Origin of the sequence: Campylobacter concisus (assembly GCF_003049085.1) — a bacterium.
Taxonomy (GTDB): domain Bacteria; phylum Campylobacterota; class Campylobacteria; order Campylobacterales; family Campylobacteraceae; genus Campylobacter_A; species Campylobacter_A concisus_H.
The window spans coordinates 40,267-63,776 of the sequence record NZ_PIQX01000005.1 but is presented as its reverse complement, the minus strand read 5'-3'; the positions used below and the strand labels follow the sequence as shown (position 1 = coordinate 63,776).

The 23,510-nt window shown below is 37.9% G+C and carries 22 protein-coding genes; 14 read left to right on the top strand and 8 right to left on the bottom strand.

Annotated elements, in window-relative coordinates; all coding sequences use genetic code 11:
- The 7 genes from CVT13_RS07050 to CVT13_RS07020 all read right to left on the bottom strand — a co-directional run bounded on the left by CVT13_RS07050 (position 1) and on the right by CVT13_RS07020 (position 5,939).
- On the bottom strand, positions 1 to 678 hold the full coding sequence (locus tag CVT13_RS07050) for a DUF799 domain-containing protein (RefSeq protein ID WP_107812072.1): 678 nt from the start codon (positions 676 to 678) through the stop codon (positions 1 to 3).
- Positions 668 to 1,072, bottom strand: coding sequence for a DUF4810 domain-containing protein (locus tag CVT13_RS07045; protein WP_107812071.1), 405 nt, complete (start codon positions 1,070 to 1,072; stop codon positions 668 to 670). Before CVT13_RS07045 ends, CVT13_RS07050 begins: the two co-directional genes overlap by 11 nt.
- The gene (locus tag CVT13_RS07040) at positions 1,057 to 1,725 is read right to left on the bottom strand and encodes a CsgG/HfaB family protein (protein WP_107812070.1); all 669 of its coding nucleotides are present in this window, start codon (positions 1,723 to 1,725) and stop codon (positions 1,057 to 1,059) included. Before CVT13_RS07040 ends, CVT13_RS07045 begins: the two co-directional genes overlap by 16 nt.
- Positions 1,726 to 1,772: 47 nt before the next feature.
- Positions 1,773 to 3,131, bottom strand: a complete 1,359-nt coding sequence (locus CVT13_RS07035; protein WP_107812069.1) for an MATE family efflux transporter — start codon at positions 3,129 to 3,131, stop codon at positions 1,773 to 1,775.
- Positions 3,132 to 3,209: 78 nt separating this feature from the next.
- Entirely contained in the window at positions 3,210 to 4,541 is a 1,332-nt protein-coding gene (locus CVT13_RS07030; protein WP_107812068.1) for an acetyl-CoA carboxylase biotin carboxylase subunit, read from the bottom strand.
- The gene (gene accB, locus CVT13_RS07025) at positions 4,541 to 4,987 is read right to left on the bottom strand and encodes an acetyl-CoA carboxylase biotin carboxyl carrier protein (protein WP_084041901.1); all 447 of its coding nucleotides are present in this window, start codon (positions 4,985 to 4,987) and stop codon (positions 4,541 to 4,543) included. The genes CVT13_RS07030 and accB overlap by 1 nt, the downstream gene beginning before the upstream one ends.
- Before the next feature lie 109 nt (positions 4,988 to 5,096).
- The gene (locus CVT13_RS07020) at positions 5,097 to 5,939 is read right to left on the bottom strand and encodes a DUF3737 family protein (protein WP_107812067.1); all 843 of its coding nucleotides are present in this window, start codon (positions 5,937 to 5,939) and stop codon (positions 5,097 to 5,099) included.
- 123 nt (positions 5,940 to 6,062) lie between these two features.
- Between CVT13_RS07020 and dcd the strand changes: the two genes are divergently transcribed.
- The 11 genes from dcd (at position 6,063) to CVT13_RS06965 (ending at position 17,599) form a co-directional block, all read left to right on the top strand.
- Positions 6,063 to 6,623 carry a dCTP deaminase gene (gene dcd / locus CVT13_RS07015; RefSeq protein ID WP_021091674.1) on the top strand — a complete coding sequence of 187 codons (561 nt, stop codon included), beginning with the start codon at positions 6,063 to 6,065 and terminating at the stop codon, positions 6,621 to 6,623.
- A gap of 198 nt (positions 6,624 to 6,821) precedes the next feature.
- A complete protein-coding gene (locus CVT13_RS07010) occupies positions 6,822 to 8,783 on the top strand; it encodes a 6-hydroxymethylpterin diphosphokinase MptE-like protein (RefSeq protein WP_107812066.1) in 1,962 nt (653 codons plus the stop codon).
- A 3-nt stretch (positions 8,784 to 8,786) separates the two neighbouring features.
- Complete coding sequence (locus CVT13_RS07005) at positions 8,787 to 9,974, top strand: UDP-N-acetylglucosamine 4,6-dehydratase (protein WP_107812065.1); 1,188 nt, start codon at positions 8,787 to 8,789, stop codon at positions 9,972 to 9,974.
- Positions 9,961 to 11,112 (top strand): LegC family aminotransferase, encoded by a 1,152-nt coding sequence (locus CVT13_RS07000; protein WP_107812064.1) that lies wholly within the window; start codon positions 9,961 to 9,963, stop codon positions 11,110 to 11,112. The genes CVT13_RS07005 and CVT13_RS07000 overlap by 14 nt, the downstream gene beginning before the upstream one ends.
- 35 nt (positions 11,113 to 11,147) lie before the next feature.
- Entirely contained in the window at positions 11,148 to 12,035 is an 888-nt protein-coding gene (locus CVT13_RS06995) for a methionyl-tRNA formyltransferase (RefSeq protein WP_107812063.1), read from the top strand.
- Entirely contained in the window at positions 12,025 to 13,026 is a 1,002-nt protein-coding gene (gene neuB, locus CVT13_RS06990) for an N-acetylneuraminate synthase (protein WP_107812062.1), read from the top strand. The genes CVT13_RS06995 and neuB overlap by 11 nt, the downstream gene beginning before the upstream one ends.
- The gene (gene neuC / locus CVT13_RS06985; RefSeq protein WP_107812061.1) at positions 13,023 to 14,183 is read left to right on the top strand and encodes a UDP-N-acetylglucosamine 2-epimerase; all 1,161 of its coding nucleotides are present in this window, start codon (positions 13,023 to 13,025) and stop codon (positions 14,181 to 14,183) included. The genes neuB and neuC overlap by 4 nt, the downstream gene beginning before the upstream one ends.
- Positions 14,180 to 15,226 (top strand): nucleotidyltransferase family protein, encoded by a 1,047-nt coding sequence (locus CVT13_RS06980; RefSeq protein ID WP_107812060.1) that lies wholly within the window; start codon positions 14,180 to 14,182, stop codon positions 15,224 to 15,226. Before neuC ends, CVT13_RS06980 begins: the two co-directional genes overlap by 4 nt.
- Positions 15,227 to 15,239: 13 nt before the next feature.
- Complete coding sequence (locus tag CVT13_RS06975; protein WP_107812059.1) at positions 15,240 to 16,142, top strand: Gfo/Idh/MocA family protein; 903 nt, start codon at positions 15,240 to 15,242, stop codon at positions 16,140 to 16,142.
- Positions 16,135 to 16,842: a cytidylyltransferase domain-containing protein gene (locus CVT13_RS06970; RefSeq protein WP_107812058.1), complete on the top strand. Its 708-nt coding sequence runs from the start codon at positions 16,135 to 16,137 to the stop codon at positions 16,840 to 16,842. The genes CVT13_RS06975 and CVT13_RS06970 overlap by 8 nt, the downstream gene beginning before the upstream one ends.
- The gene (locus tag CVT13_RS06965; protein ID WP_107812057.1) at positions 16,829 to 17,599 is read left to right on the top strand and encodes an oxidoreductase; all 771 of its coding nucleotides are present in this window, start codon (positions 16,829 to 16,831) and stop codon (positions 17,597 to 17,599) included. The genes CVT13_RS06970 and CVT13_RS06965 overlap by 14 nt, the downstream gene beginning before the upstream one ends.
- Positions 17,600 to 17,814: 215 nt before the next feature.
- Here the strand turns inward: CVT13_RS06965 and CVT13_RS06960 are convergent, their stop codons facing one another.
- Complete coding sequence (locus CVT13_RS06960; RefSeq protein WP_107812056.1) at positions 17,815 to 19,308, bottom strand: flagellin B; 1,494 nt, start codon at positions 19,306 to 19,308, stop codon at positions 17,815 to 17,817.
- 190 nt (positions 19,309 to 19,498) lie between these two features.
- On the opposite strand from CVT13_RS06960, the gene topA reads away from it, so the two are divergent.
- From topA to crcB, 3 genes are all read left to right on the top strand, one after another.
- Positions 19,499 to 21,619, top strand: coding sequence for a type I DNA topoisomerase (gene topA, locus CVT13_RS06955; RefSeq protein WP_199907288.1), 2,121 nt, complete (start codon positions 19,499 to 19,501; stop codon positions 21,617 to 21,619).
- Positions 21,620 to 22,262: 643 nt separating this feature from the next.
- Positions 22,263 to 23,102, top strand: coding sequence for a biotin synthase (locus tag CVT13_RS06950; protein ID WP_107812054.1), 840 nt, complete (start codon positions 22,263 to 22,265; stop codon positions 23,100 to 23,102).
- The gene (gene crcB, locus CVT13_RS06945) at positions 23,102 to 23,455 is read left to right on the top strand and encodes a fluoride efflux transporter CrcB (RefSeq protein WP_107812053.1); all 354 of its coding nucleotides are present in this window, start codon (positions 23,102 to 23,104) and stop codon (positions 23,453 to 23,455) included. Before CVT13_RS06950 ends, crcB begins: the two co-directional genes overlap by 1 nt.
- The last annotated feature ends 55 nt before the right edge of the window (positions 23,456 to 23,510 follow it).

The following is a 23,510-nucleotide window of genomic DNA, read 5'->3' as shown; positions in this document are numbered from 1 at the left end:
TTATCTATCTTTATGAAGCTGTGCATCTTTGCCGTAATACGGCGAATATGGTCCATAAAGTATGCAGTTATGGCAATCTCTTGAAAATAAATAAGCATCTGCCATTACTGCTAGATCGTATGATCTATCTGAGATGGTATTTGCCACCTGTGAAATGACGGCTGAGACTAACATGCCAAGTAGGCTACTTTGGCCGCTGCTGCTATCTTCTGCTGCCATAGCACTACCTTGCCAAAGAGTAGCGCCGCTTTTTATATCGATAAGCTTTGCTTCAAGGACAACCTTTGTTGAGCTTGAGATGACCGCATAGCTCGTACCATAATCTTTTATATTTATGTAAAGCACACTATCTGTATGAAAAATTTTATCAAGCTTATTTAGTGGCACTGCCGCGATCTCGCTTGGCTCGGTTATGCCATTTAGCTTAAAGGTATCATTTACAAGAGCTACTGGAAATACATAGTATCCTGCCTCACTTAGTGGCGCGACTGCATTTGCTAAAACTGCTGCTGGACCTGAAATTTCTGTGCTATCGTTTGTTGGCATAAGCACTAAGATAGAGTGAGGTCTTTTTTGTAAAAATTCTGAGTAGTCGTATGGCTCAGGCTCTTTTATAGAGCAGCCCGTAAAAAATACTGCTAAAAATGCAAAGGCTATAAATTTCAGGCTATTTTTCATTATTTGCTCCCTCTTTTTGCTCTACTTTTTTTGGAGTCAAATTTTTAGAGCCTTTGATGAAATTTATATACTCCCTTGACTCTGGGAAATTTTGTGCCTCTTTGTCAAAATTTGCATTTGCAGCACCTAAATTTCCATTATTTAGATACAAAAGTCCAAGGTGTGCGTATACGCCAGGAGCGATCTTGTAACCATTTTGTATTGATATCTGCACCAAATTTTCTAAGCGTGAAATTTGCTCGTTTGTATCGCCCTCTTCATTTAGGTAGCTATATAGCGAGCTACTATATGATCCGTCCCAATAATAAAGTGATCTTGGGCCACTTGAATGACTGCAACCCGCTAAAAATAGTGCAAAAAGTGCAAGGCAGGCAAGCCTTATTTTACTTGCCATGCTCCACTTTCTATGCCATTTACTAGATTATTTACCGCTTCAATAATAGCTAGACTTAAAACCTTGCCATTTAGCGTAGAGTCGTATCCTGCTGTGCCACCAAAGCCGATGATCTCTCTGTTTGAAAGGGTATATTCGCCAGCACCGCTAACCGAATAGACAACCTCAGCTGTTTTGGTATCAACGATATTTAAATTTACCTTTGAATAGGCAGTTTGTTGCTTACCTTTGCCAAGTATGCCAAATAGCTGATGATCACCCGTAGTTTTTCGTCCAAACTCGGTCACATCACCAGTTATTACGTATCTTGCACCTTTTAAATTTTGAGTGGTTTTGCTTAGCTCGCTCTCTTGTTTGATCACTTTCATATTTGATCTATCAAGCACCAAAAATCTGCCACTTTGCTGTAAATTTGTGATCAAAATGCTTTGAGCTTGGTTACCAAGCCTATCTTCACCATCAGCAAATACACCATTTTGGTAAGCTGATTGATTATTAAATCGACCTATCGAAACCGAAATTTTTTGACCATTGTAAACTGTGCCGTAGCTTGCTACTTTTGGAGACTCAACAACTCTTGAGCTCTCACTCGCGCATCCAGCAAAAAGAGCTGCCGTAAGCAAAACTGCACCAAATTTAAATACATTTTTCATTTTTTATCCTTTGCGACAAAATCGCTTGTATATTACTAAATTTCTTTTTAAATAGCTTTAAATTTCATCCATGTGCCTTTTAGGTATCTAATCGTAAAAAGCACCGCCTTTACAGCCCAGTCAGCAAACATTGCAAACCAAGTACCTATCATGCCAAGATCAAATGTGAGTGCAAAGACATAGGCCAAGATGACTCTACAAGCAAACATACAAACTAAATTTACAATCATAGGATATTTAGCATCCCCAGCTGCTCGAAAAACGGTCGGATATGTGTAGGCAAGCGGCCAGATAAGGCACATCGCGATACCGTGATACCAAACGATCTGTCTTGTTAAATTTATGGCTTCGCTTGAGAGATTATAAACCCTAAGTAGTGGCTCAAGAAGTAGTAAAATCACAGCTGTGCTAAAAAGCTGGACAATATAGATGCTTATCATCGATTTTCTTACGTAAAATTTAGCCTGAGCAAAGTCGTTTGCGCCAACGCACCTTGAGATAACCACACTAAGCCCTGTACCTATCGCCATACCAGGAAGAACTTGAAACATCACGATCGTCCCTCCCACGGCATTTGCAGCGATACTTGCTGTACCAAAGAGTGAAACAAGGCTCAAAACGATGATGCGCCCTACGTAAAACATCGAATTTTCAAAACCATAAGGCACTCCGATATTTAAAATTTTCTTGATGATCTCGTAGTCAAATTTATAGATAAAGCTCTTTCTTATGTGAAGTTTTAGCTTTATATCAAGGAGTAGATAGACTATGACAAAGCAAGCAAGCACCTTAGCTATAAGCGTACTGATGGCGATACCTAAAATATCAGTATGAAATGTATAAATACTAATGGCAGTTAGAAGTACATTTAATAAATTTGCAGCCGCCATAATATACATAGGAAGCTTTGCGTTTGACATTGTGCGAAAGATCGCCGCAGCTGCTGCATAGACAGCCAAAAATGGCGCAGAAATGGCCGAGAAAACAAGATAGTGGCTAGCATCATGCCTTACTTGCTCGCCAATATCGCCAAAGACATAATCTAGGATAATATCTTTTAAAACTATGATGACCGCTGCGATAAAAAGGGCAAAGATAAAACTAAACCAAACGAGCTGATTTGCTGTGATTTTGGCGTTGCCACTTTGTTTATTACCAAGATACTGGCTAGCAACCACTGAGCCGCCAGTAGCGATAGCAGTAAATATGCTAATAAATAGCGCCATGACAAATTCTACAAGACTAATCGCACTTACAGCGCTTTCACTAACACTTGCTGCCATTAGCGAGTTTGCAAGCCCTAGGCTATACTCTAAAAACTGCTCAACCGCAATAGGGAAAAATAGCTTCGCAAGATCAGCATTTGAGAAAAATTTTGTATTTTGATCTTTGATTTTGTTTACCATGCTTCCCCTAAGATAAACTTAAAAAAATTTAATATATTTAAGCCAAGATCTGCTTTTTGCAAATCCTGACTTAAAAATTTAGTGTCTTGAAAGATAATTTGTATCGTAGTTATTGTTTAAAAAGTCTTTGTTTTCCATCATAGCGATGTGAAAATCTTTTGTTGTTTTGATGCCATTTATTATGAGTTGATCAAGAGCTACTTTCATCTTATGGATCGCTCTATTTCTATCAGTATCCCAAACTACCAGTTTGCCAATCATACTATCGTAATACGGCGGTATAGAATAATCTTGATAGATATGGCTATCCATTCTTACATTGCGGCCACCTGGGCAGACATATTTTGTGATCTTACCAGGACACGGCGTAAATGTATTTGGATCTTCAGCTGTTATCCTACACTCGATCGCATGACCTTTTAGCTCGATGCTCTCTTGTGATGGTAGTGCCTCGCCTTCAGCCACTTTTATCATAAGCTCGATGATATCAAGTCCGCTTACCATTTCGCTCACTGTGTGCTCAACTTGAAGTCTTGTATTCATCTCAATGAAATAAAAGTCTAAATTTTTATCAACTAAAAACTCAAACGTACCAGCTCCCTCGTAACCAATCGCTTTTGCCGCTTTTATGGCTGTTTCGTGAAGTCTCTCTCTTGTTTTTTCATCAAGTAAAATAGCTGGACTTTCTTCGATCAGCTTTTGGTGGCGACGCTGCATCGAGCAGTCACGCTCGCCGATGTGAAGTACATTGCCATGGCTATCGCCAATTACTTGAACTTCGATGTGGCGTGGGTTTAGGATATATTTTTCCATATACATTGTGCCATCGCCAAATGCACTCATCGCCTCGCTCTCAGCAGACCAAAATGCTTTTTCTAAATCAGCCTCTTTTTCAACCACGCGCATACCACGTCCGCCACCACCTGCAGCAGCTTTTAAAATGACTGGATAGCCGATCTTTTTAGCTAGCTCTTTTGCAGCTTTTGTGTCAGCCACAGCGCCGTCTGAGCCGGGAATGACTGGTACGCCAGCTCTTTGCATGACTTGCTTTGCCTTACTTTTATCGCTCATCAAAGCCATCGCAGCGACACTTGGTCCTATAAATTTGATCTTGTGATGTGAGCAAATTTCAACAAAATTTTGATTTTCACTTAAAAAGCCATATCCAGGAAAAATAGCGTCTGCTTCGCTGATCTCAGCTGCACTTATGATAGCTGGGATATTTAGATAGCTATCGCTTGAGCGCTCTTTACCGATGCAAATGGCCACGTCGGCGTATTTTACATAAAGTGCGTCTTTATCAGCGGTTGAATAAACTACAACGGCTTCTTTACCCATCTCCTTTATCGTTCGCAAAGCACGAAGAGCGATTTCGCCTCGGTTTGCGATTAAAATTCTTTTTAATTCCATTAATTTTTCTCCACGCCAAATAACGGCAATCCAAACTCAACTGGCTGTCCGTCAGAGACTAGCATCTCAGTGATCTGGCAGTCAAACTCAGCCTCGATCTCGTTCATGATCTTCATAGCCTCGATGATACCTACTACATCGCCTTTTCTTACTCTTTGACCTACTTTTACAAATGGAGCAGCACCTGGGCTTGGAGCAGCATAGAAAGTACCTACCATAGGAGATTTTATGCTATCTTTTGGCGAGTTTGCAGCTGGTTTTACCTCTGAATTAACGACTACATTTACAGGTGCTGGAGCTGGTGCTTGTGCTGCTGGTTTAGCAGGCGCGCAATAATCTGAAAATTTTTCAAGCTCTACCTCAAAATCACCACTTTTTATTTTGATATGATTCATCTCCATATCATTAAAAAATTCGATAAGCTCTTTTATATCTTCTTTTTTCATAGAAATTTCTCCTAAATTTTTATATAAGCGTCTAATTGTAGCGAAAATTAGATAAAAAATTTTTTTATGAAGCAAAAACGAGAACTCAAAGCTACTCTTTTTTGCTAAGTTATTTTTCAGTAATAATTATCTTAATACCTTTAGTATCAACTAAACTTTCATCGATGATGATCTCATCTATCTTTGCTGCTCTTATCACGCCACTTTTTGGATTTTTTATGCTTTTTATCGCTCCGCTTGTGCTTACATCGACACTTGAATATTCAAACGCAAGACTCGTATCCATAAAAATGCAATCTTTCACGACCAAATTTTCCACGTAGCAAAGCGCTTGCAAGCTCTTTATCGTGCAGTTTATGAGTGTCACATTTTTCGCGTTCCAGGCTAGGTACTCGCCTGAGATGAGGCAGTTTTGCGCGACCACGTTTTCGCAGTTCCAAAAGGCATCTTTTGAGATGAGTTTTGAGTTTGTGATGCGAAGATTTTTGCAACTATCAAAGCAGTAGTTGCCGTCTAAATTTAGCCCATCAACCTCTAAATTTTCACTATTTGCCCCGAAGTAATCCCCTTTTGCAAAGACGTTTTTTATCTTCACGTCCACGCACCCCCAAAGTGTCTCGGCGGCATCTGAGAAATTTACATTTTCAAGTGAAATTTGCGAGCTTTTTCTAAAACTTTTTGGCGCATTTATGAGCACGTCTTTGAAGCTTAAATTTGTACTGTACCACATGCCAGCCCTTGCTAGAGGCTCCAAGTATCCGCCATTTAGCGTGATGTCGCTTGCGTACCAAAGTGGATATTTGTAGGCAAAAACGCACTCATTTAGCTTTAAATTTGAGCTGTGTTTTAGCGGTGACTCGCCATCTTTAAAGATGCAGTTAATAAAATTTATCCCCTTTGCCCCAAACATCGCTCGTTCTCCTGTGAAAATTTCAGCGTTTCTCTCTTGCATTTTTGTCCTTTATTAAATTTTTCTCTCAAAATTATACTGATTTTCTCAAAATTTATTGCAAAGTGCCATTAAATTTACTTTAAAGACGCAAAGCGTTATAATCGCCCCAAAAAAGGAGCAAAAATGGGTTTAAAATCAGACTCTTGGATAAGGAAAATGTCGGTTGAAAAGAACATGATCGTGCCATTTGCCGAGGAGCAAGTGGGCCGTGGCGTCGTTAGTTACGGTGTTTCTAGCTATGGCTATGATATCCGCGTGGGCGATGAGTTTAAAATTTTCACAAACATCGGCGGAACCGTCGTTGATCCAAAGAATTTTGATGAGAAAAATGTGGTCGATTTTAAGGGCGATGTCTGCATCGTGCCGCCAAATTCTTTTGCTTTGGCACGCACGATCGAGTACTTCAACATGCCTGATAACGTGCTAGCGATCTGCCTTGGCAAGAGCACATACGCAAGGTGCGGCATCATCGTAAATGTGACGCCTTTTGAGCCGGGATTTAAGGGGCATATCACGATAGAGATCTCAAACACGACGCCACTTCCTGCGAAGATCTACGCAAATGAGGGCATCGCACAGGTACTATTTATCGAAGGTGATGAGCCTTGCGAGGTGACTTATGCTGATAAAAACGGCAAATACCAAGCCCAAGAAGGCATCACACTGCCTAGAATTTTGAAGTAATTTTCATGCCTTTGCGACTTTGCAAAGGCTAAATTTATCTCCCACTTTTTACGAAAAACCCTAAACAATAACGAAATTTTGACGAAATAGAAGCTAGAAAGAGCAGAGCTTTGATAAATAAATTTTAAATTTGGCACAGCTTTTGCTTAAATTTTTAGTGTTTTAATACTATACTTAGCATATTTTTTAAGGATATTCATGTCGGATAAAAAAAAGACAATAGAAAGAAATTTAAGTGGGATAACAAACCCTATTTTTGAAAAAAATCTTCAAGCACTATTTCAACAAGATGAGGTCTTGGCTGCTAGACTTTTTGGTATGAATATACAAACTAAATACGAAATCGTTCTAGATAAAAGTGATCCAATACGCATAAATATCATCAATAAAGAATCTAATGAAACAATATATAAAGATCCGGTTGAAGAAATTAGTAAAATGCTTGATGATATAGAAAAAAAATATAAAAGATATCCAGGACTTTTTTTTTATGGCTTAGGAACTGGTATATTTTATAAAGCTTTGGCAAAAAACAAGACTCATAAAAAAATTGTTATCATAGAACCAGAACTTGAAATCATACATCTTGTTTTAAATATTATTGATATATCAGATGAGCTTAAAGATGAACAAATTGTTCTTTTTTATTCCGAATTTGCTGCATATGTACAGTTTTACTATCTTGTGTCGCATAGTGATTTAGATATATATGCTAAAACTTATAGCTTAATAATCCACTCTAACTATTATGATAATTTTGCAGATGACTATATCAAAATAAATAAAGATATAACAAGAGCCTTTTCTCAAAATGTCGTTTCCCATGGAAATAGCATAGATGATCTTCTAATAGGCACAAAACAGCATATCGAGAATCTACCTCATATGCTTACTAATTACTGCTATACAAACTTAGTTAAAAAAAGACATGGTCTTATGGATACAGCAATCATTGTTTCAACAGGTCCAAGCCTAGATAAACAGTTAGAAACACTTAAAAAATTTGCACCTTATGTAAGCATTATAAGTGTCGATGCATCCTATCCAATACTCGCAAGAAATGACATAAAGCCAGATTATGTAACATCAATTGAACGAATGGTACCTACTTCTACATTTTTTGAAAAAAAGCACCCTGGATTTGATGATGATATAAATTTTATTGTAGCTTCAGTGACACACAGCCAAACTGTAAAAAATATATTACCTAGACGTTTAGTGCTTACGATGAGGCCTCAACAAGAAGAAAAAATGTTTAGACTCAACAAATATGGATATCTTGGCGTCGGACATAGTTGTGCAAATATGGCTTACCAGCTAGCGTATGTCTTAGGGCATAAAAATATTATTTTTATAGGTCAAGATCTTGCTTTTGGTAAAGATGGTGCAAGTCATGCCAAAGGTCACACTATCGCTCAGCCGGACGAAAACTTATACACCACTGCATATGGTGGTGAAGGAGAAGTAAGAACTACTTATGTATGGATGCTATTTAAAAATCAATTTGAAAATGATATCAAGCAAGCTAAATTAGAAGATATAAAATCATATAACTGCACTGAAGGTGGAGCTAGAATAAATGGTGCCATAGAGAAACCTTTTTTAGAAGTTATGAATGAGCTTTGCAAAGGTAAAAAAGTTAAAAATTTACCAAATATCAAAAAAGATAGCGATAAAGTAGCTAACAAAAATTTGTTAAAAGCCTATGAAGTAATACAAAACAAAATAAGAGTTCAAACACAAGCTAAAGAAAAAATAGAAAAAGTATTTTTAGAACTAACTCCAAAAATTGATAATTTTATGCTTTTAAGAGATAAGAATGAAATAAATACAAAGCATTTTAAACAGCTTGTAGGGATATCAAACAAGATAGATAAGCTTAAAAATTGTATATCTCATAAAAAGTATATGAGATATATAGAAAATATTTTTGCTATCTCGACTTATTATCAAGAACTAGAGCTTGCCAAAGTATCAGTAGCACCAAGCGATACAGACGAAGAAAAAACTAATAAATTAGTTGAATGGATAGAATTTCATAAATACTGGCTATTTTCAGCAGCTGGCGGTATAAATGCGGATATAGAAACAACAAAAGAAGCCTCAAAACCTCTTATAAAAGAGCTTAAAAAACGTGGCATCTTTCCAAAAAAAGACTAAAGCATGGATATATTAAGCTTAATAGGACGCACGAAAAATCTCTTTGAAGATGACATAAATGCGCTTGGTAAAGACTTAAAAGAGATAGTTTCAAGTTCGAGCTTTCTAGTTATTGGTGGTGCCGGTTCTATCGGTTCAGCCGTGACAAAAGAAATTTTTATAAGAGATCCAAAAAAACTATACGTCGTTGATATCTCTGAAAATAACCTTGTCGAGCTAGTGCGTGACATAAGAAGCGAGTTTGGATATATAAATGGCGACTTTAAAACTTTTGCCATAGATGTTGCAAGTGCTGAGTTTGACGCACTTGTGTCACAAAGTGGCGGATTTGACTACGTGTTAAATTTATCAGCTCTAAAGCATGTTAGAAGTGAAAAAGATCCGTTTACGCTTATGAGGATGCTCGAAACAAACATCTTTAATACCGACAAAACGCTAATGCAAGCCTTTAGTATGAAGTCAAAAAAATACTTTTGTGTTAGCACCGATAAGGCTGCAAACCCTGTAAATTTAATGGGAGCTAGCAAGCGCATCATGGAGATGTTTACGTTTAGACACTCCTTAAATATAGACGTTTCGATGGCTAGATTTGCAAACGTGGCATTTAGTGATGGCTCACTTCTTTTTGGTTTTCAAAAACGCATAGAAAAGTCTCAGCCCATAGTCGCCCCAAATGACGTCAGGCGCTATTTTTTAATACCAAAAGAGAGCGGCGAGCTTTGTCTTTTAAGCACCATTTTTGGTGAAAATAGAGATATATTTTTCCCAAAACTAGATAAAAATTTAGACCTTATAACATTTAGCGAGATAGCCAAGCGCTACTTGGCTAATTTAGGATACGAGCCATTTTTATGTGAAAATGAGGAGGAGGCCAGAAAGCTTGCAAAAGAGCTTCCAAAAGATGGCTTTTACCCTTGCCTTTTTACGCCTAGCGACACGACTGGAGAGAAGGACTATGAGGAGTTTTTTGTTGACGGTGAGAGGCTTGATATGCAAAGGCTTCAAAATATTGGTATCGTCAAAAATGATGCAAATTTTGACAGCAAAAAGCTAGAAATTTTTAAAAACAATATCTTAAATTTAAAATCAAGCTTGACATGGAGCAAAGAGGAGATTTTGCGCGAAGTTTTCGAGCTCATACCAAATTTCATGCATAAAGAAACAGGAAAATATCTCGATGAGAAAATGTGATTTTGACGAGGTTTTGAACTTTATAAAAAGCACCTTTGGCAAGGACAAAGTCCCACTTCACGAGCCTAAATTTATAGGCAACGAGAAAAAATATCTGCTTGAATGCATCGACTCTAGCTTTGTCTCAAGTGTCGGTAAATTTGTAGATGAGTTTGAAAGCAAGCTAGCTCAAATGGTTGGTGCTAAATTCGCAGTTGCTACGACAAATGGCACCTCTGCGCTTCATATCTGCCTAAAACTAGCTGGTGTTGGCCAAGATGACGAAGTGATCACACAGCCAGTTACCTTTATAGCCACTTGCAATACCATTAGCTACCTTTTTGCAAAGCCAGTTTTTGTGGATGTCGACCTTGACACGCTTGGTATGTCGCCAGCAGCGCTTAGCGAGTTTTTAGAGAAAAACTGCAAGCTAAAAGGCGGCAAATGTGTAAATAAAACTAGCGGCAGGATAGTACGTGCCTGCGTGCCTATGCATACTTTCGGGCTACCCTGCAAGATAGATGAGATAGCTGAAATTTGCAAGCGTTGGAATATCGTTTTGGTAGAAGATAGCGCCGAGAGCCTTGGCAGCTACTATAAAGGCACTCATACAGGGAATTTTGGCAAGCTTGCAGCGATGAGCTTTAATGGCAATAAGATCGTTACCAGCGGAGGTGGCGGAGCTATCATCACAAACGATGAGGAGATAGCAAGGCATGCTAAATTTATCACCACCACAGCCAAAGTGCCACATCCTTTTGAATATCGTCACAGCGAGATCGGCTACAACTACCGCTTACCAAATTTAAATGCGGCCCTGCTTGTGGCGCAGCTTGAAAATTTGGAGCTATTTTTAAAGAGTAAACGTGAGCTAGCGATGATCTATAAAGAGTATTTTTCTAAATTTGATGATGTGAAATTTATAGATGAGCCAGCGGGCGCTAGGTCAAATTTTTGGTTAAATGCGGTTCTTTTTGATAGTCACGAAAAAAGAGATGAGTTCTTGAAATTTAGCAATGAAAATGGCGTTTTTACACGTCCTATCTGGCAGCTCATGAATGAGCTTGATATGTTTAAGGAGTGCCAAAGAGATGAGCTAAAAAATGCTAAATTTCTAAGCGATAGGATAGTAAATATTCCAAGTAGTGCAAGGGTGTAGCTTATGTATATGCAAAATAATATAAGGAGATTAGCATGAAACTAAAGATGGGTTATTTTGCAGATGGTATTTGGAGCCATAACGCATTTGATAAGCTTATTAAAGACAAAGATATAGAAATAAAATTTATCTGTGCTAGATATGATTCAAATGATGAAAAACTTCTAAATTATGCAAACGAATTTAAAATTGACTATTTAAAGCATAAAGATATAAATTCTGATGAGTTTATTGACAGAATTAAAGAATATGATTGTGATTTGTTTGTATCAATGTCTTTTAATCAAATTTTTAAACCCAATATTATAAATTTGCCAAAATATAAAACTATAAATTGCCACGCAGGTAAATTGCCGTTTTATCGAGGTAGAAATATCCTAAACTGGGCTTTGATAAATGACGAAAAAGAATTTGGAATAACTGTACATTATATAGATACTGGTATAGATACCGGCGACATAATCTTGCAAAAATGTTTTACTATAACAGACAACGATGACTACAAAAGCATACTGACAAAAGCGCATAGTGAGTGTGCGAACATACTATACCAAGCGATATGTTTATTTAAAAATGGTAAAGCAGAGTCCAAAAAACAAGAGGGTGTTGGGTTTTACTGCTCAAGACGTATAGAAGGCGACGAAAATTTAAATTTTAACCAAACAAGTAGAGAAGTATTTAATTTTGTACGTGCCATTTGTTATCCGGCTATAGCAGCAAGGGCATTTTTAAATGGTAAAGAGATGAAAATAAATAAAGTAGAGCTTATAAAGGATGCACCGCTATACAAATGCATACCTGGCGCGATCTTGTGTAAAGATGGAGATTCTTTTTTGGTTAAAACACGAGATAGCTTTATAAAAGTTGTAGAGTATGAGTATGCTGGAAAGATAAAAGTAGGAGATAGATTTGATGTCAAATAGGGTTTTTATCATAGCTGAGGCTGGGGTTAATCACAATGGCGATATAAATTTAGCCAAAAAACTGATCGATGTAGCAGCCAGAGCTGGCGCTAACGCGGTAAAATTTCAAACCTTTAAAGCTCAAAACCTAGTTTCAAAAAACGCACAAAAGGCTAACTATCAAAAACAAACTACCGATAAAAATGAAAGCCAGTTTGAGATGATAAAAAAGCTTGAATTAAATGAGGATATGCATAAAGAGCTCATAGCCTACTGCAAAGAAAAAAATATCACATTTCTCTCAACTCCTTTTGACGGCGACAGCATAAAGCTTCTTCATGAGCTTGGGCTTAGTACATTTAAAATCCCAAGTGGCGAGATAACAAATTTACCCTATCTTAGGCAGATAGGTGGCTTAAATAAAAAGATCATTCTCTCAACTGGCATGGCAAATTTAGGCGAGGTGGAAGCCGCGATAGAAGTACTTGTAAAAAGCGGCACGAAACGTGAAAATATAAGCCTTCTTCATGCAAATACGCAGTATCCAACGCCGATGGAGGATGTAAATTTAAAGGCGATGATAACTCTAAAAAATGCCTTTGGGCTTGAGGTCGGATATAGTGATCATACGCTTGGCATTGAGGTCGATATCGCAGCGGTTGCCATGGGTGCAAAGATCATAGAAAAGCACTTTACGCTTGATAAGAGCATGCCTGGACCTGACCACAAGGCTAGCCTTGAGCCAGATGAGCTAGTGGCGATGGTTAGAGCTATTAGAAATATAGAACTAGCGCTTGGAGACGGACTTAAGCACTTTAGCAAAAGTGAGAGAGAAAATATAAAAATAGCTAGAAAGTCGATCGTAGCAAAGTGTGATATAAAAAAAAGCGAAATTTTTAGCGAACAAAATATCTGTGTAAAACGCCCGGGAGATGGCATAAATCCTATGAGGTGGGATGAGGTGATCGGACAAATTTCACAAAAAGATTATAAACAAGATGATCTGATATGAGAAAAATTTGTATAGTGACAAGCACCAGAGCTGAATATGGCCTACTTTACTGGCTCTTAAAAGAAATTGAGGCAGATAGTGAGCTTGAGCTTCAGCTTATTGTCACTGGCATGCACCTAAGTCCTGAGTTTGGACTCACATACAAAGAGATTGAAAAAGAATTTAAGATAGATAAAAAGATAGAAATTTTAGGCTCTTCGCACTCAAAGCTTGATATATGCACTGAGATGGCAAAGGTTTATGAAAAATTTGCCCCAGCTTTTAGCGAACTTAAACCAGATATATTGGTGCTTCTTGGCGATAGATACGAGATATTTGGCGTAGCTGGCGTAGCTGGTATCATGCAAATACCAATAGCACACATACATGGTGGAGAAACTACTCAAGGGGCATTTGATGAGGCTTTTAGGCACAGCATAACAAAGATGAGCCATATTCATTTTGCAGCTACAAGAGAGTATGCAAATCGTATAATCCAGCTAGGAGAAGAACCTAGCAGAGTCTTTAATGTCGGCGGTCCTGGCATTGAAAATATAAAAAAGCTAAATTTACTAAATAAAGATGAGTTTGAAAAGTCTATAAATTTTAAGCTTGCTAAAAAAAATATACTAATCACATTTCATCCGGTAACACTTGAAAATAGTAGTGCAAAAGAGCAATTTAGCGAGCTTTTAAAAGCAATAGATGAGTTAAAAGATACAAATTTTATCTTTACGAAGGCAAATAGCGATACAGATAGTGATGTGATAAATAACATGATAGACGAGTATGTGAGTAAAAATTCACAAAAAGCTGTGGCATTTGCTTCACTTGGACAGCTGAGATATCTAAGTGCGATAAAATTTGTTGATATAGTCCTAGGGAATAGCTCAAGTGGCCTTTCAGAAGTCCCAAGCTTTAAAAAGGCCACCATAAATATAGGCGACCGCCAAAAAGGACGTGCAAAAGCTAGCAGTGTGATAGACGTTAGGCCCGTTAAAGAAGAAATTTTAGCCGCTATCAAAAGGGTATGTTCAAAAGAATTTGAGCAAGTTTTAAAAGATACTACCAATCCATATGATGGTGGTAATTCAAGCAAAAAAATGGTTAAAATTTTAAAAGAGATCGAGCTTGATGATATTTTGAAAAAGAAATTTTATGATATAGGTTTGAAATGAGAATAGTAAACGATATAAAGCTAAGCGTAAATTCAACCATAAAAGACGCCCTACAAACAATCAATAATGGTGGGCTCCAAATAGCTATCGTCGTGGATGAAAACGATAGCCTTGTAGGTACAGTAACAGATGGGGATATTAGGCGTGGACTATTAAATGGTCTTGATCTAAATAGCAATATAAATCTTATAGTGCACAAGAGTCCAAGTATTGCAAATGTTGGCGACACAAAAGAGTCAATACTAAAAATAGCACTTGCAAAAAAGCTTCATAAAATCCCACTAATAGATGAACTTGGAAAGCTAGTTGGCATAGAAGATATCGAAGATATTATAAAACCGGCCAGTAAAACAAACAAAGTCATTTTAATGGTAGGAGGCCTTGGTACTAGGCTTAGACCGCTTACGCAAGATACTCCAAAGCCAATGTTAAAGGTCGGAAACAAGCCGATACTTCAAACGATAGTTGAGAAATTTGCAGAGTATGGCTTTGTAAATATCACGATGTGTGTAAATTTTAATGCAGACATCATCAAGGACTATTTTGGTGACGGCAAAGAATTTGGAGTAAACATCGACTACATTTTGGAGCAAAAAAGAATGGGTACAGCAGGTGCATTAAGCCTACTTAAAGAGCGACCAAACGAACCATTTTTTGTAATGAATGGCGATCTTCTTACAAATGTAAATTTCGAGCATATCTTTAACTACCACACACTAAATAAAGCGACGGCTACAATGTGCGTCAGGGAGTATGACTATGAGGTTCCTTACGGCGTGGTAAAAATGAATGACAACAAGATAGTAGAGATCTCAGAAAAACCGGTGCAGAAATTTTTTGTAAGTGCTGGGATATATATGCTCTCGCCAGAAATTTTAGATCTAATACCACAAAATGAGTTTTACGATATGCCGACTCTTTTTGAAAAAGCAATAAGCCAAGGTAAAAACGTAATCTCGTTTCCTATACATGAGTACTGGATCGATATAGGCCGCTTAGAAGAGTATCAAAAAGCAAATGAAGAATACGCAAAAATATTTTGATGAGGCATTTTAGATGAAAGCTCTTATCTTAGGCTATGGTTCGATTGGTAAAAGGCATTACGAAGTATTGGAAGCTTTACCGCAGATAGATGAGATCTGCCTCGTTACTAGCCAAAATGTAGCCAATAAAATTTGTTACAAAAGTTTAGAAGAAGTCTCAAATTTAGACAAGTTTGACTACTTTGTCATAGCAACTCCCACATTTTTACATTTGCAAAATTTAAAATTTCTAGACGAGAAAGTAAAAGATAAAATAATACTTTGTGAAAAGCCTTTGTTTGAGAAATTTTACGATTTTACACCAAAAAACAATAAAATTTTTGTAGGCTACGTGCTTAGATTTCATCCACTTTTACAAAAACTAAAAGAGTTTTTGGAGAGTGAAAAAATTTTGTACATAAATGCTAGTTGTGGACAGTATCTACCAAGCTGGAGGAATGAAGACTATAGAAAATGTTATAGTGCTAGCAAAGAAAAAGGCGGTGGGGTTTTGCTAGATCTTAGTCATGAGTTAGACTATACCATATGGCTGTGTGGCAAATTTAAGAGCGTAAAAAGCTTTCAAAATAAAATCTCAAATTTGCAGATAACAAGCGATGATTTATGTTTGATCTTTGGCAAAACAGATAATAATGTAGTAGTCAATATAAGCATTGATTATCTAAGCCATATGACGCATAGAAACGTGCGAGTGGAGTGCGAAGGCTCCACTTATGAGCTTAATTTCATAAAAGGTACTCTCATAAAACAAGATATCAATAGGCAAATTTTTAACATGCCAAATTTGGCAAGAAATGAGATGTTTTTAGCTATGCATAAAGATGTCTTGGGTGAGCAAAGATACGTTTGTGGCTTTAGTGAAGGACAAGATACTATGGGCGTAATAGATCAAATTCAAAGGCAAAATAATGAGTAATGTTTTATGTACGATATGTGCGAGAGGCGGTAGCAAGGGTGTAAAAGGGAAAAATGTACGTGAGCTTTGTGGAAAACCCCTTATCGCTTACACCATAGAGCAAGCCAGAGAGTCAAATTTATTTGAACATATAGTAATTAGTACTGATAGCGATTTGATCGCAGAAACGGCAGTAAAATACGGCGCAGAAGTCTTTTTTAAAAGAGATGCTGCTATGGCCAGCGATACAGCTGGAAAGCTTGATGTGATAAAAGATGCTTTTTTAAAAAGTGAACAACATTATGCGCAAAAATTTGATTATGAGATCGATCTTGATGCAACAGCTCCACTTCGTGATGTGAGCGATATCATAAACGCTTACAATCAGTTTCTGCGCGATGAAAATGACAATCTAATAACTGCAATGCCAAGCAGAAGAAGTCCGTACTTTAACTTGGTTGAAATTTATCCTGATGGACATGTGGGGCTTGCGAAAACTTTAGCAAAAGCTATTGTAAGACGACAAGATGCACCAAAGACTTATGATATGAACGCTTCTATCTATATCTGGAAACGTGAAGCCTTACTAAATAACGATACATTGTTTTTGCCAAAAACTGGGCTTTATGTGATGAGTGAAGACAGATCAATCGATATAGATTGTGAACTGGATTTTAAATTTGTAGAGTTTTTAATGAAGGAAAAAAATGCTAACAGATAAAGTCATAGTAGTAACGGGAGGGGCTGGTAGGATAGGAAGTGCTTTCATAAGAGCCATCGCTAGTCAAAACGGAGTTGGAGTAATAGCAGAAGTCGACACAAAAAGAGCAAATTTACTAAAAGATGAGATAAAAACCTCAAACAAAGATGCGAAAATCGAAGTTTTACAAATTGACATCAGTGACGTAAATTCTGTTAATGAAGCCATAAATTTCTTACACTCAAAATATGGCCACATAGATGCACTGGTAAATAACGCCTATCCAAAAAATAAAAATTACGGTAAGAAATTTTTTGAGATAGATATGAATGATTTCAATGCCTTCTTAAATTTACACCTTGGCGGATACTTTAATATCTCGCAAAATTTTATAAAATACTTTTTAGAGCAAGGTCACGGTAATATCATAAATATCTCATCTATACAAGGTATCGGAGCTCCTGCTTTTGAGACCTACGAGGGAACAAATATGCACTCTCCTGTCGAATATACAGTAGTAAAACATGGCCTTCTTGGCATGACAAAATACATGGCAAAGATGTTTAAAAAAGACAATATCCGCGTAAATTCTATAAGTCCTGGAGGAATTTTAGATGGACAGCCTGAGCCATTTTTAAGCCAATATAAAAAAAGATGTGGCATGAAAGGAATGCTTGATGCAAATGATATTTGCGGTGCTTTGATTTATTTACTAAGTGATGTATCAAAATATGTAAATGGACAAAATATTGTAGTTGATGATGGATTTAGTTTATAATTTAAAGCCTTAGTTTATTGCTAAGGCTTTAAAGCATCAAATTTAGCATGAGTATTTTAAAAGCTCATATACAAAGTTTAAGATATTTTATTGATTGCAAAAGTATAAAACCCCAAAGTTAGAACTTTGGGGCGTGGGTTTGCGTATTGTAAAAGCATTAACACTCTTAAGGCTTTGTTACTACGACAAAGCCTCTATCTAAAACCTTAATGAAACTATTGTAGAAGCTTCATTACGTTTTGTTGTACGCTGTTTGCTTGACTCATAGCATAAGCACCTGATTGAGCTAGGATGTTATGTTTTGAGAAGTTAGCAGACTCGCTAGCAAAATCAACATCTCTGATTTGAGATTCTGCTGATTTTACGTTAACTTGAGTTACAGTGATGTTATTAACTGTAGCTTGAAGTTGATTTTGAACTGAACCAAGGTCTGAACGAACTTGATCAAGTGTTTTTTGAGCAGACTCAGCGATACTCATAACAGCCATCGCGCCACGAAGTGTCATAACACCAGCAGATTGAGCTACTGATAAAGCTTTACTCATTCTTTGGAAGCCCATAGCAGTTGCTAGGGTTTTATCTATTTGGCCTCTTATGTCTCTTAGAGATACTGATTGTTGAGCACCACCATCAGCAGAGAATGCTATTGACAATTTAGTAGCACCGCCACCTTCTAGTTTAATATCTCTACCATCAAGACGAACCAAATTTAGTCTTCCAACAAAGCCTTTTGTTAAATTGTTACCTTTTCCGCCAAGTCCTTTCTCAATGTCTGTACCAGTTGCAACTATAGCACGACCATCACGGCTTGTTAGTACCATTTTGCCTGTTTCAGCATCAACAGAAGCTTCAACACCAGTTTGATCTTTTACAGAGTTGATAGCATTTACTAGTGCACCGTTTGCATCATTTGCTTTAACCTCTAGGTCGCCGATTTTAACGCCGTTGATTGTTAAAGATTTAATTAGACCACCAGCAATAGCAACACTAGCTTTCCAAGTAACATCAGCTGTCGCTCTAACACCAGTTTTATCAGCAACTTTATTAATATTCTCAGCTAGAGCACCAAGTCCTTTACCTATACCTGTTGAAATAGTAGCAGCTGTAACGCCAACATCATTTACACCATCAACGTTTAAGAATTTAAGCTTTACTTCACCCATAGCGGTAAGTAATTTTGAACTCTCAAAACGTGTAAGGCCGATCTTATCAGATGTAGTCGCACCAATACTTGCTTTAACAGTTTGGTTTGAGTAAGCACCTATTTGGAATTCTTTATTAGAGAATGTTCCGTTTAGTAGTTGCTGACCGTTAAATGAAGTAGTGTTACCGATATTGTCAAGCTCTTCCATTAGACGAACGATATCAGCTTGCAATGCTTGGCGTGATTGAGTTGTTTGGCCGTCTTGAGCTGATTGAGTAGCTTTTGTCTTGATAGTATCAAGAATTTTTAGCTGCTCGTCCATAGCTTTATCGGCAACTTGAATGATACCAATAGCATCATTACCGTTTGCAATAGCTTGACCTAAAGCTGAAGCTTGACTTCTTAAGCTATCTGCAATAGATAGACCTGAAGCATCATCTGCAGCTGTTTGAATCCTAAGACCTGAGCTAAGTTTGTTAAGTGACTTAGATAGGTCAACATTGTTGCTAACTGCGTTAGCGTGTGTGTTAAGTGCGTTTACGTTTGTGTTAATACGAAAACTCATTGTAAATCCTTTTAATTTTTTAGTTACGACTTCTTGTCGCACAAAAACTATATCGTGAAATTTTCTAAAAACTTTATAGGCATGAATGAAAAATTTTTAAAATAATGAAGACGGATTTGATTTTTACACCTTGATACTTTAAAAATTATTTTTGCTACAATTACGCCAAAAAATACAAAGGCTATAATATATAATGAAAAGCTTAATCATCGTGGAATCTCCCGCAAAAGCAAAGACTATCAAAAATTTCTTAGACAAAAGCTACAACGTCATCGCCTCAAAAGGTCACATCAGAGACCTGCCAAAAACGAGCTTTGGTATCAAGATAGAGGATGATAAATTTACCCCAGAGTATCGCATCAGCAGCGATCACTCCGCCATCGTAAAAGAGATAAAAGAGCTTGCCAAGGGTGCTGATGAAATTTACCTCGCGACTGATGAGGATAGAGAGGGTGAGGCGATCGCATTTCACATCGCAAATGCCATCGGCAAGGAGCCAACCAGCCTGCCTCGCATCGTCTTTCACGAGATCACCAAAAGCGCCATACAAAACGCTCTAAAAAGCCCAAGACACATCGATATGAATAGCGTCAATGCCCAGCAAACAAGGCGCTTGTTAGACCGCATCGTTGGCTACAAGCTAAGCCCGCTTTTAAATTTAAAGATACAAAAAGGACTAAGCGCTGGCCGTGTGCAAAGTGCAGCTCTAAAGATAATAGTTGACCGTGAGCGTGAAATCCAGGCATTTAAGCCAGTTGAATACTACACCATTGACACCGTTTTTAAAAAAGACTTAGACGCTGAGCTAATTAAATTTGAAAACCAAAAGATCGAGAAGCTCACTATCCAAAACCCAGACCGTGCAAAATACATCATCGAAAATTTACAAAATGAGAAATTTAGCGTCCGTGAGATCGAGAGCAAGGATAGAAAGATCCAGCCAAGCCCGCCATTTATGACCTCAACACTTCAGCAAAGTGCGAGCAACCGCCTTGGCTTTAGCCCTAAAAAGACGATGATGATCGCTCAAAGCCTCTATGAGGGCGTGCAAACAAACGAAGGCTTCATGGGTGCGATCACTTACATGAGAACGGACAGCTTAAATTTAGCCAAAGAGGCCGTTGCAGCCGCTAGAGAGCATATATTGCAAAACTACGGCAAAGAGTATCTGCCGGCCAAAGCGATAAGCTACACGACAAGCTCAAAAGGCGCGCAAGAAGCCCACGAAGCGATTCGCCCTACAAATTTAAACTTCACACCGCAAATTGCTGCTAAATTTCTAGAAAAGGATGCGCTAAAACTCTACACACTCATCTACAATAGATTTTTAGCCTGCCAAATGAGCGCATGTGTGAGCCAAACGCAAAATGTCTATGTCGCAAGCGAAAAAGGCGAGTTTAAGATAAGCGGCAGAAAGGTACTATTTGACGGCTTTTACAAGGTTTATGGCGAGCTTGATAAGGATAAAATTTTGCCAAATTTAAAAAAGGGCGACGAGATGAGCTTGCAAAGCATAAAAAGCACGCAAAATTTCACCGAGCCACCAGCTAGGTACTCAGAAGCTGGCCTTGTTAAAAAGCTTGAAAGCCTTGGCATCGGCCGCCCAAGTACCTATGCACCGACTATCACGCTGCTAACCTCAAGAGACTACGTGAGAGTCGAGAAAAAGCAGCTCATACCAAACGAGATCACATTTAGCATGATAGGCGTTTTGGAGGAGCACTTTAGCAATATCGTTGATAGCGAATTTACCTCACATCTTGAAGAAAAGCTCGATGAAATCGCACTTGACAAGGCCGACTGGCAAAAGGTACTAAGCGACTTTTACTATCCATTTATGGAAAAAATTAGCGCTGGCAAAACTGGCATAAAAAGCCTAAAAATAGCCACTCCGATCGGTGAGAAGTGTCCAGAGTGCGGAAGTGAGCTAGTGCTTAGAAAGGGCAGATACGGCGAGTTTATCGCTTGCTCAAATTTCCCAAAATGCAAATACTCAAGAAATATCGCAAAAGATAATGAAAAGAGCGCAGAGGCAGGCGCTACTACTGCGGCAGCTAAACCAAAACGTGAGCTTAAAAAGCTTGATGTGCCGTGTCCAAAATGTGGTGGTGAGATCGTCGAGAGATTTAGCAGGCGCGGTAAATTTTACGGATGTGCCAACTATCCAAAATGCGACTTCGTCTCAAACTACGAGCCAGTTGAGCAAAAATGCGACGAATGTGGCGGCGATATGATCAAAAAAGAGCTTAAAAAAGGTACATTTATAGAGTGCACAAAGTGCAAGAAAAAGACGCTTATTTCTGAAAACTAAAAATTTCTAGCCAAATTTGAGCCCCTTGAGCCTAAATTTGGCTTTTATAAATTTAGACTTTAAATGCCTGATACCACCGCTAAGCTTAGCCAGCATAAAGGGAAAAACTCGTCACCAACTGCACTCAGTTAGAGGGTAGCTTCACATCGTAGCACTCACTTTTTGGGCTTTTTGGCAAGCTCAGACCCTACTAATTTTAAAAACTACCTTTTTATAAGAAAAAGTAATGTCATAAAATTTAAGCTTTTTGCATAGTTTTTAATAAATTTATATCGTGGAGCAAATTTTAAAATCTTATTCGCATGGCTTAACAACTTACTAAATTTAGAAGTGTGATGTGCTTACTCATAAATTTTAAAATTTATCTGACGCCTACCAGATATACGAACTCGTGCAGTGCAAAATTGCTATCACTTGCACTTCTAACGTGCGAAGGGTTTAGAGGATTAAATGAGGATAAAGGGACAGCTCTTTGCTTCGTTAGCTCACAGCTACAAGCAAACCGTAACTCAAGCCCCTTTATCCCCCTTTGAATAAAAATAAATTTATACATTTCATCAAACTATTTTTACAAATTCATAAATCACCCTACTTAAATTTTAAACCTATCAAAGCTATAATACGCCCCAAAAAAGGATGAAAAATGAAAACAATTATGCTCTGTGCGATATGCTCAGTCACTCAAGGAAACTGCGCCGAGGACTGCGCTTATTGTACGCAAAGTGCCAAAGCTGGTGCCGATATCTCAAAATTTAAAGAAAAAAGTGTGCAACAGGTGGTGGACGAGGCAAAAATGGCTTATAAAAACCACGCTCTTGGCTTTTGTTTGGTCACAAGCGGTGCTAGACTAAATGACAAAAAGACCGACTATATCGCATCTTTAGCAAGAGCCGTGAGCAAAGAAGTGCCAAATTTGATGCTCATCGCATGTAACGGCATGGCGACTTACGAGCAGCTTAGCGAGCTTAAAAAGGCTGGCGTTTTTAGCTACAACCACAACCTTGAAACAAGCCGAGAATTTTTCCCAAAAATTTGTAAAACTCACACTTGGGACGAGAGATATCAGACAAATTTAGATGCAAAAAGAGCAGGTCTTATGCTTTGCACTGGTGGTATTTACGGCGTTGGCGAGAGTGAGGCTGATAGAGTGAGCTTTAGAGCTAGTCTAAAAGAGCTTGAGCCATTTTCGTCACCGATAAATTTTTTCATTAAAAATGAAGCATTGAGTCTTGATCTACCTCCTCTTAGTGCGGATGAAGCCCTAAAAATAGTGCGTGAGACCAAAAGAGATCTACCAGAAACTAGAGTCATGATAGCTGGTGGCAGAGAGAAAATTTTAGGCGATAGACAATACGAGATCTTTGAAAATGGCGCCGATGCGATCGTGATAGGTGACTATCTCACCGCAAAAGGTGAGAAAGCTAGCAAGGATATCGAGGAGCTTACAAAGCGCGGTTTTAGCTTCGCAAGTATCTGCCACTAATGCTTGCAAATTTACTTTTTGCAGGGCTTGGAGGCTTTATCGGAGCTGGATGTAGGTTCTTGGCTGGCGAGCTGCTAAAATTTAGCCACTTTCCGCTAGCTACGCTTGGTGTAAATGTGCTTGGCAGCTTTGTTATCGGCGTTTTGTTTTGTCTAAATTTAAGCCAAAGCGTGAGAGTATTTCTCGTTGTTGGTATACTTGGCGGATTTACAACATTTTCAAGCTTTAGCCTTGATAGCGTGAAATTTTTACTAGAAGGCGAGCTGGTAAAAGGCTTTTTAAATATCTTTTTAAACCTTGTCCTTTGCCTGCTTGCAAGCTATCTTGGAATTTTGCTTGGCAAAAATTTGTGAGGTTTTTAAGGCGTGTAGTAAAATAGCTTTGTTTGTGCCATTTTACAAATTTTAA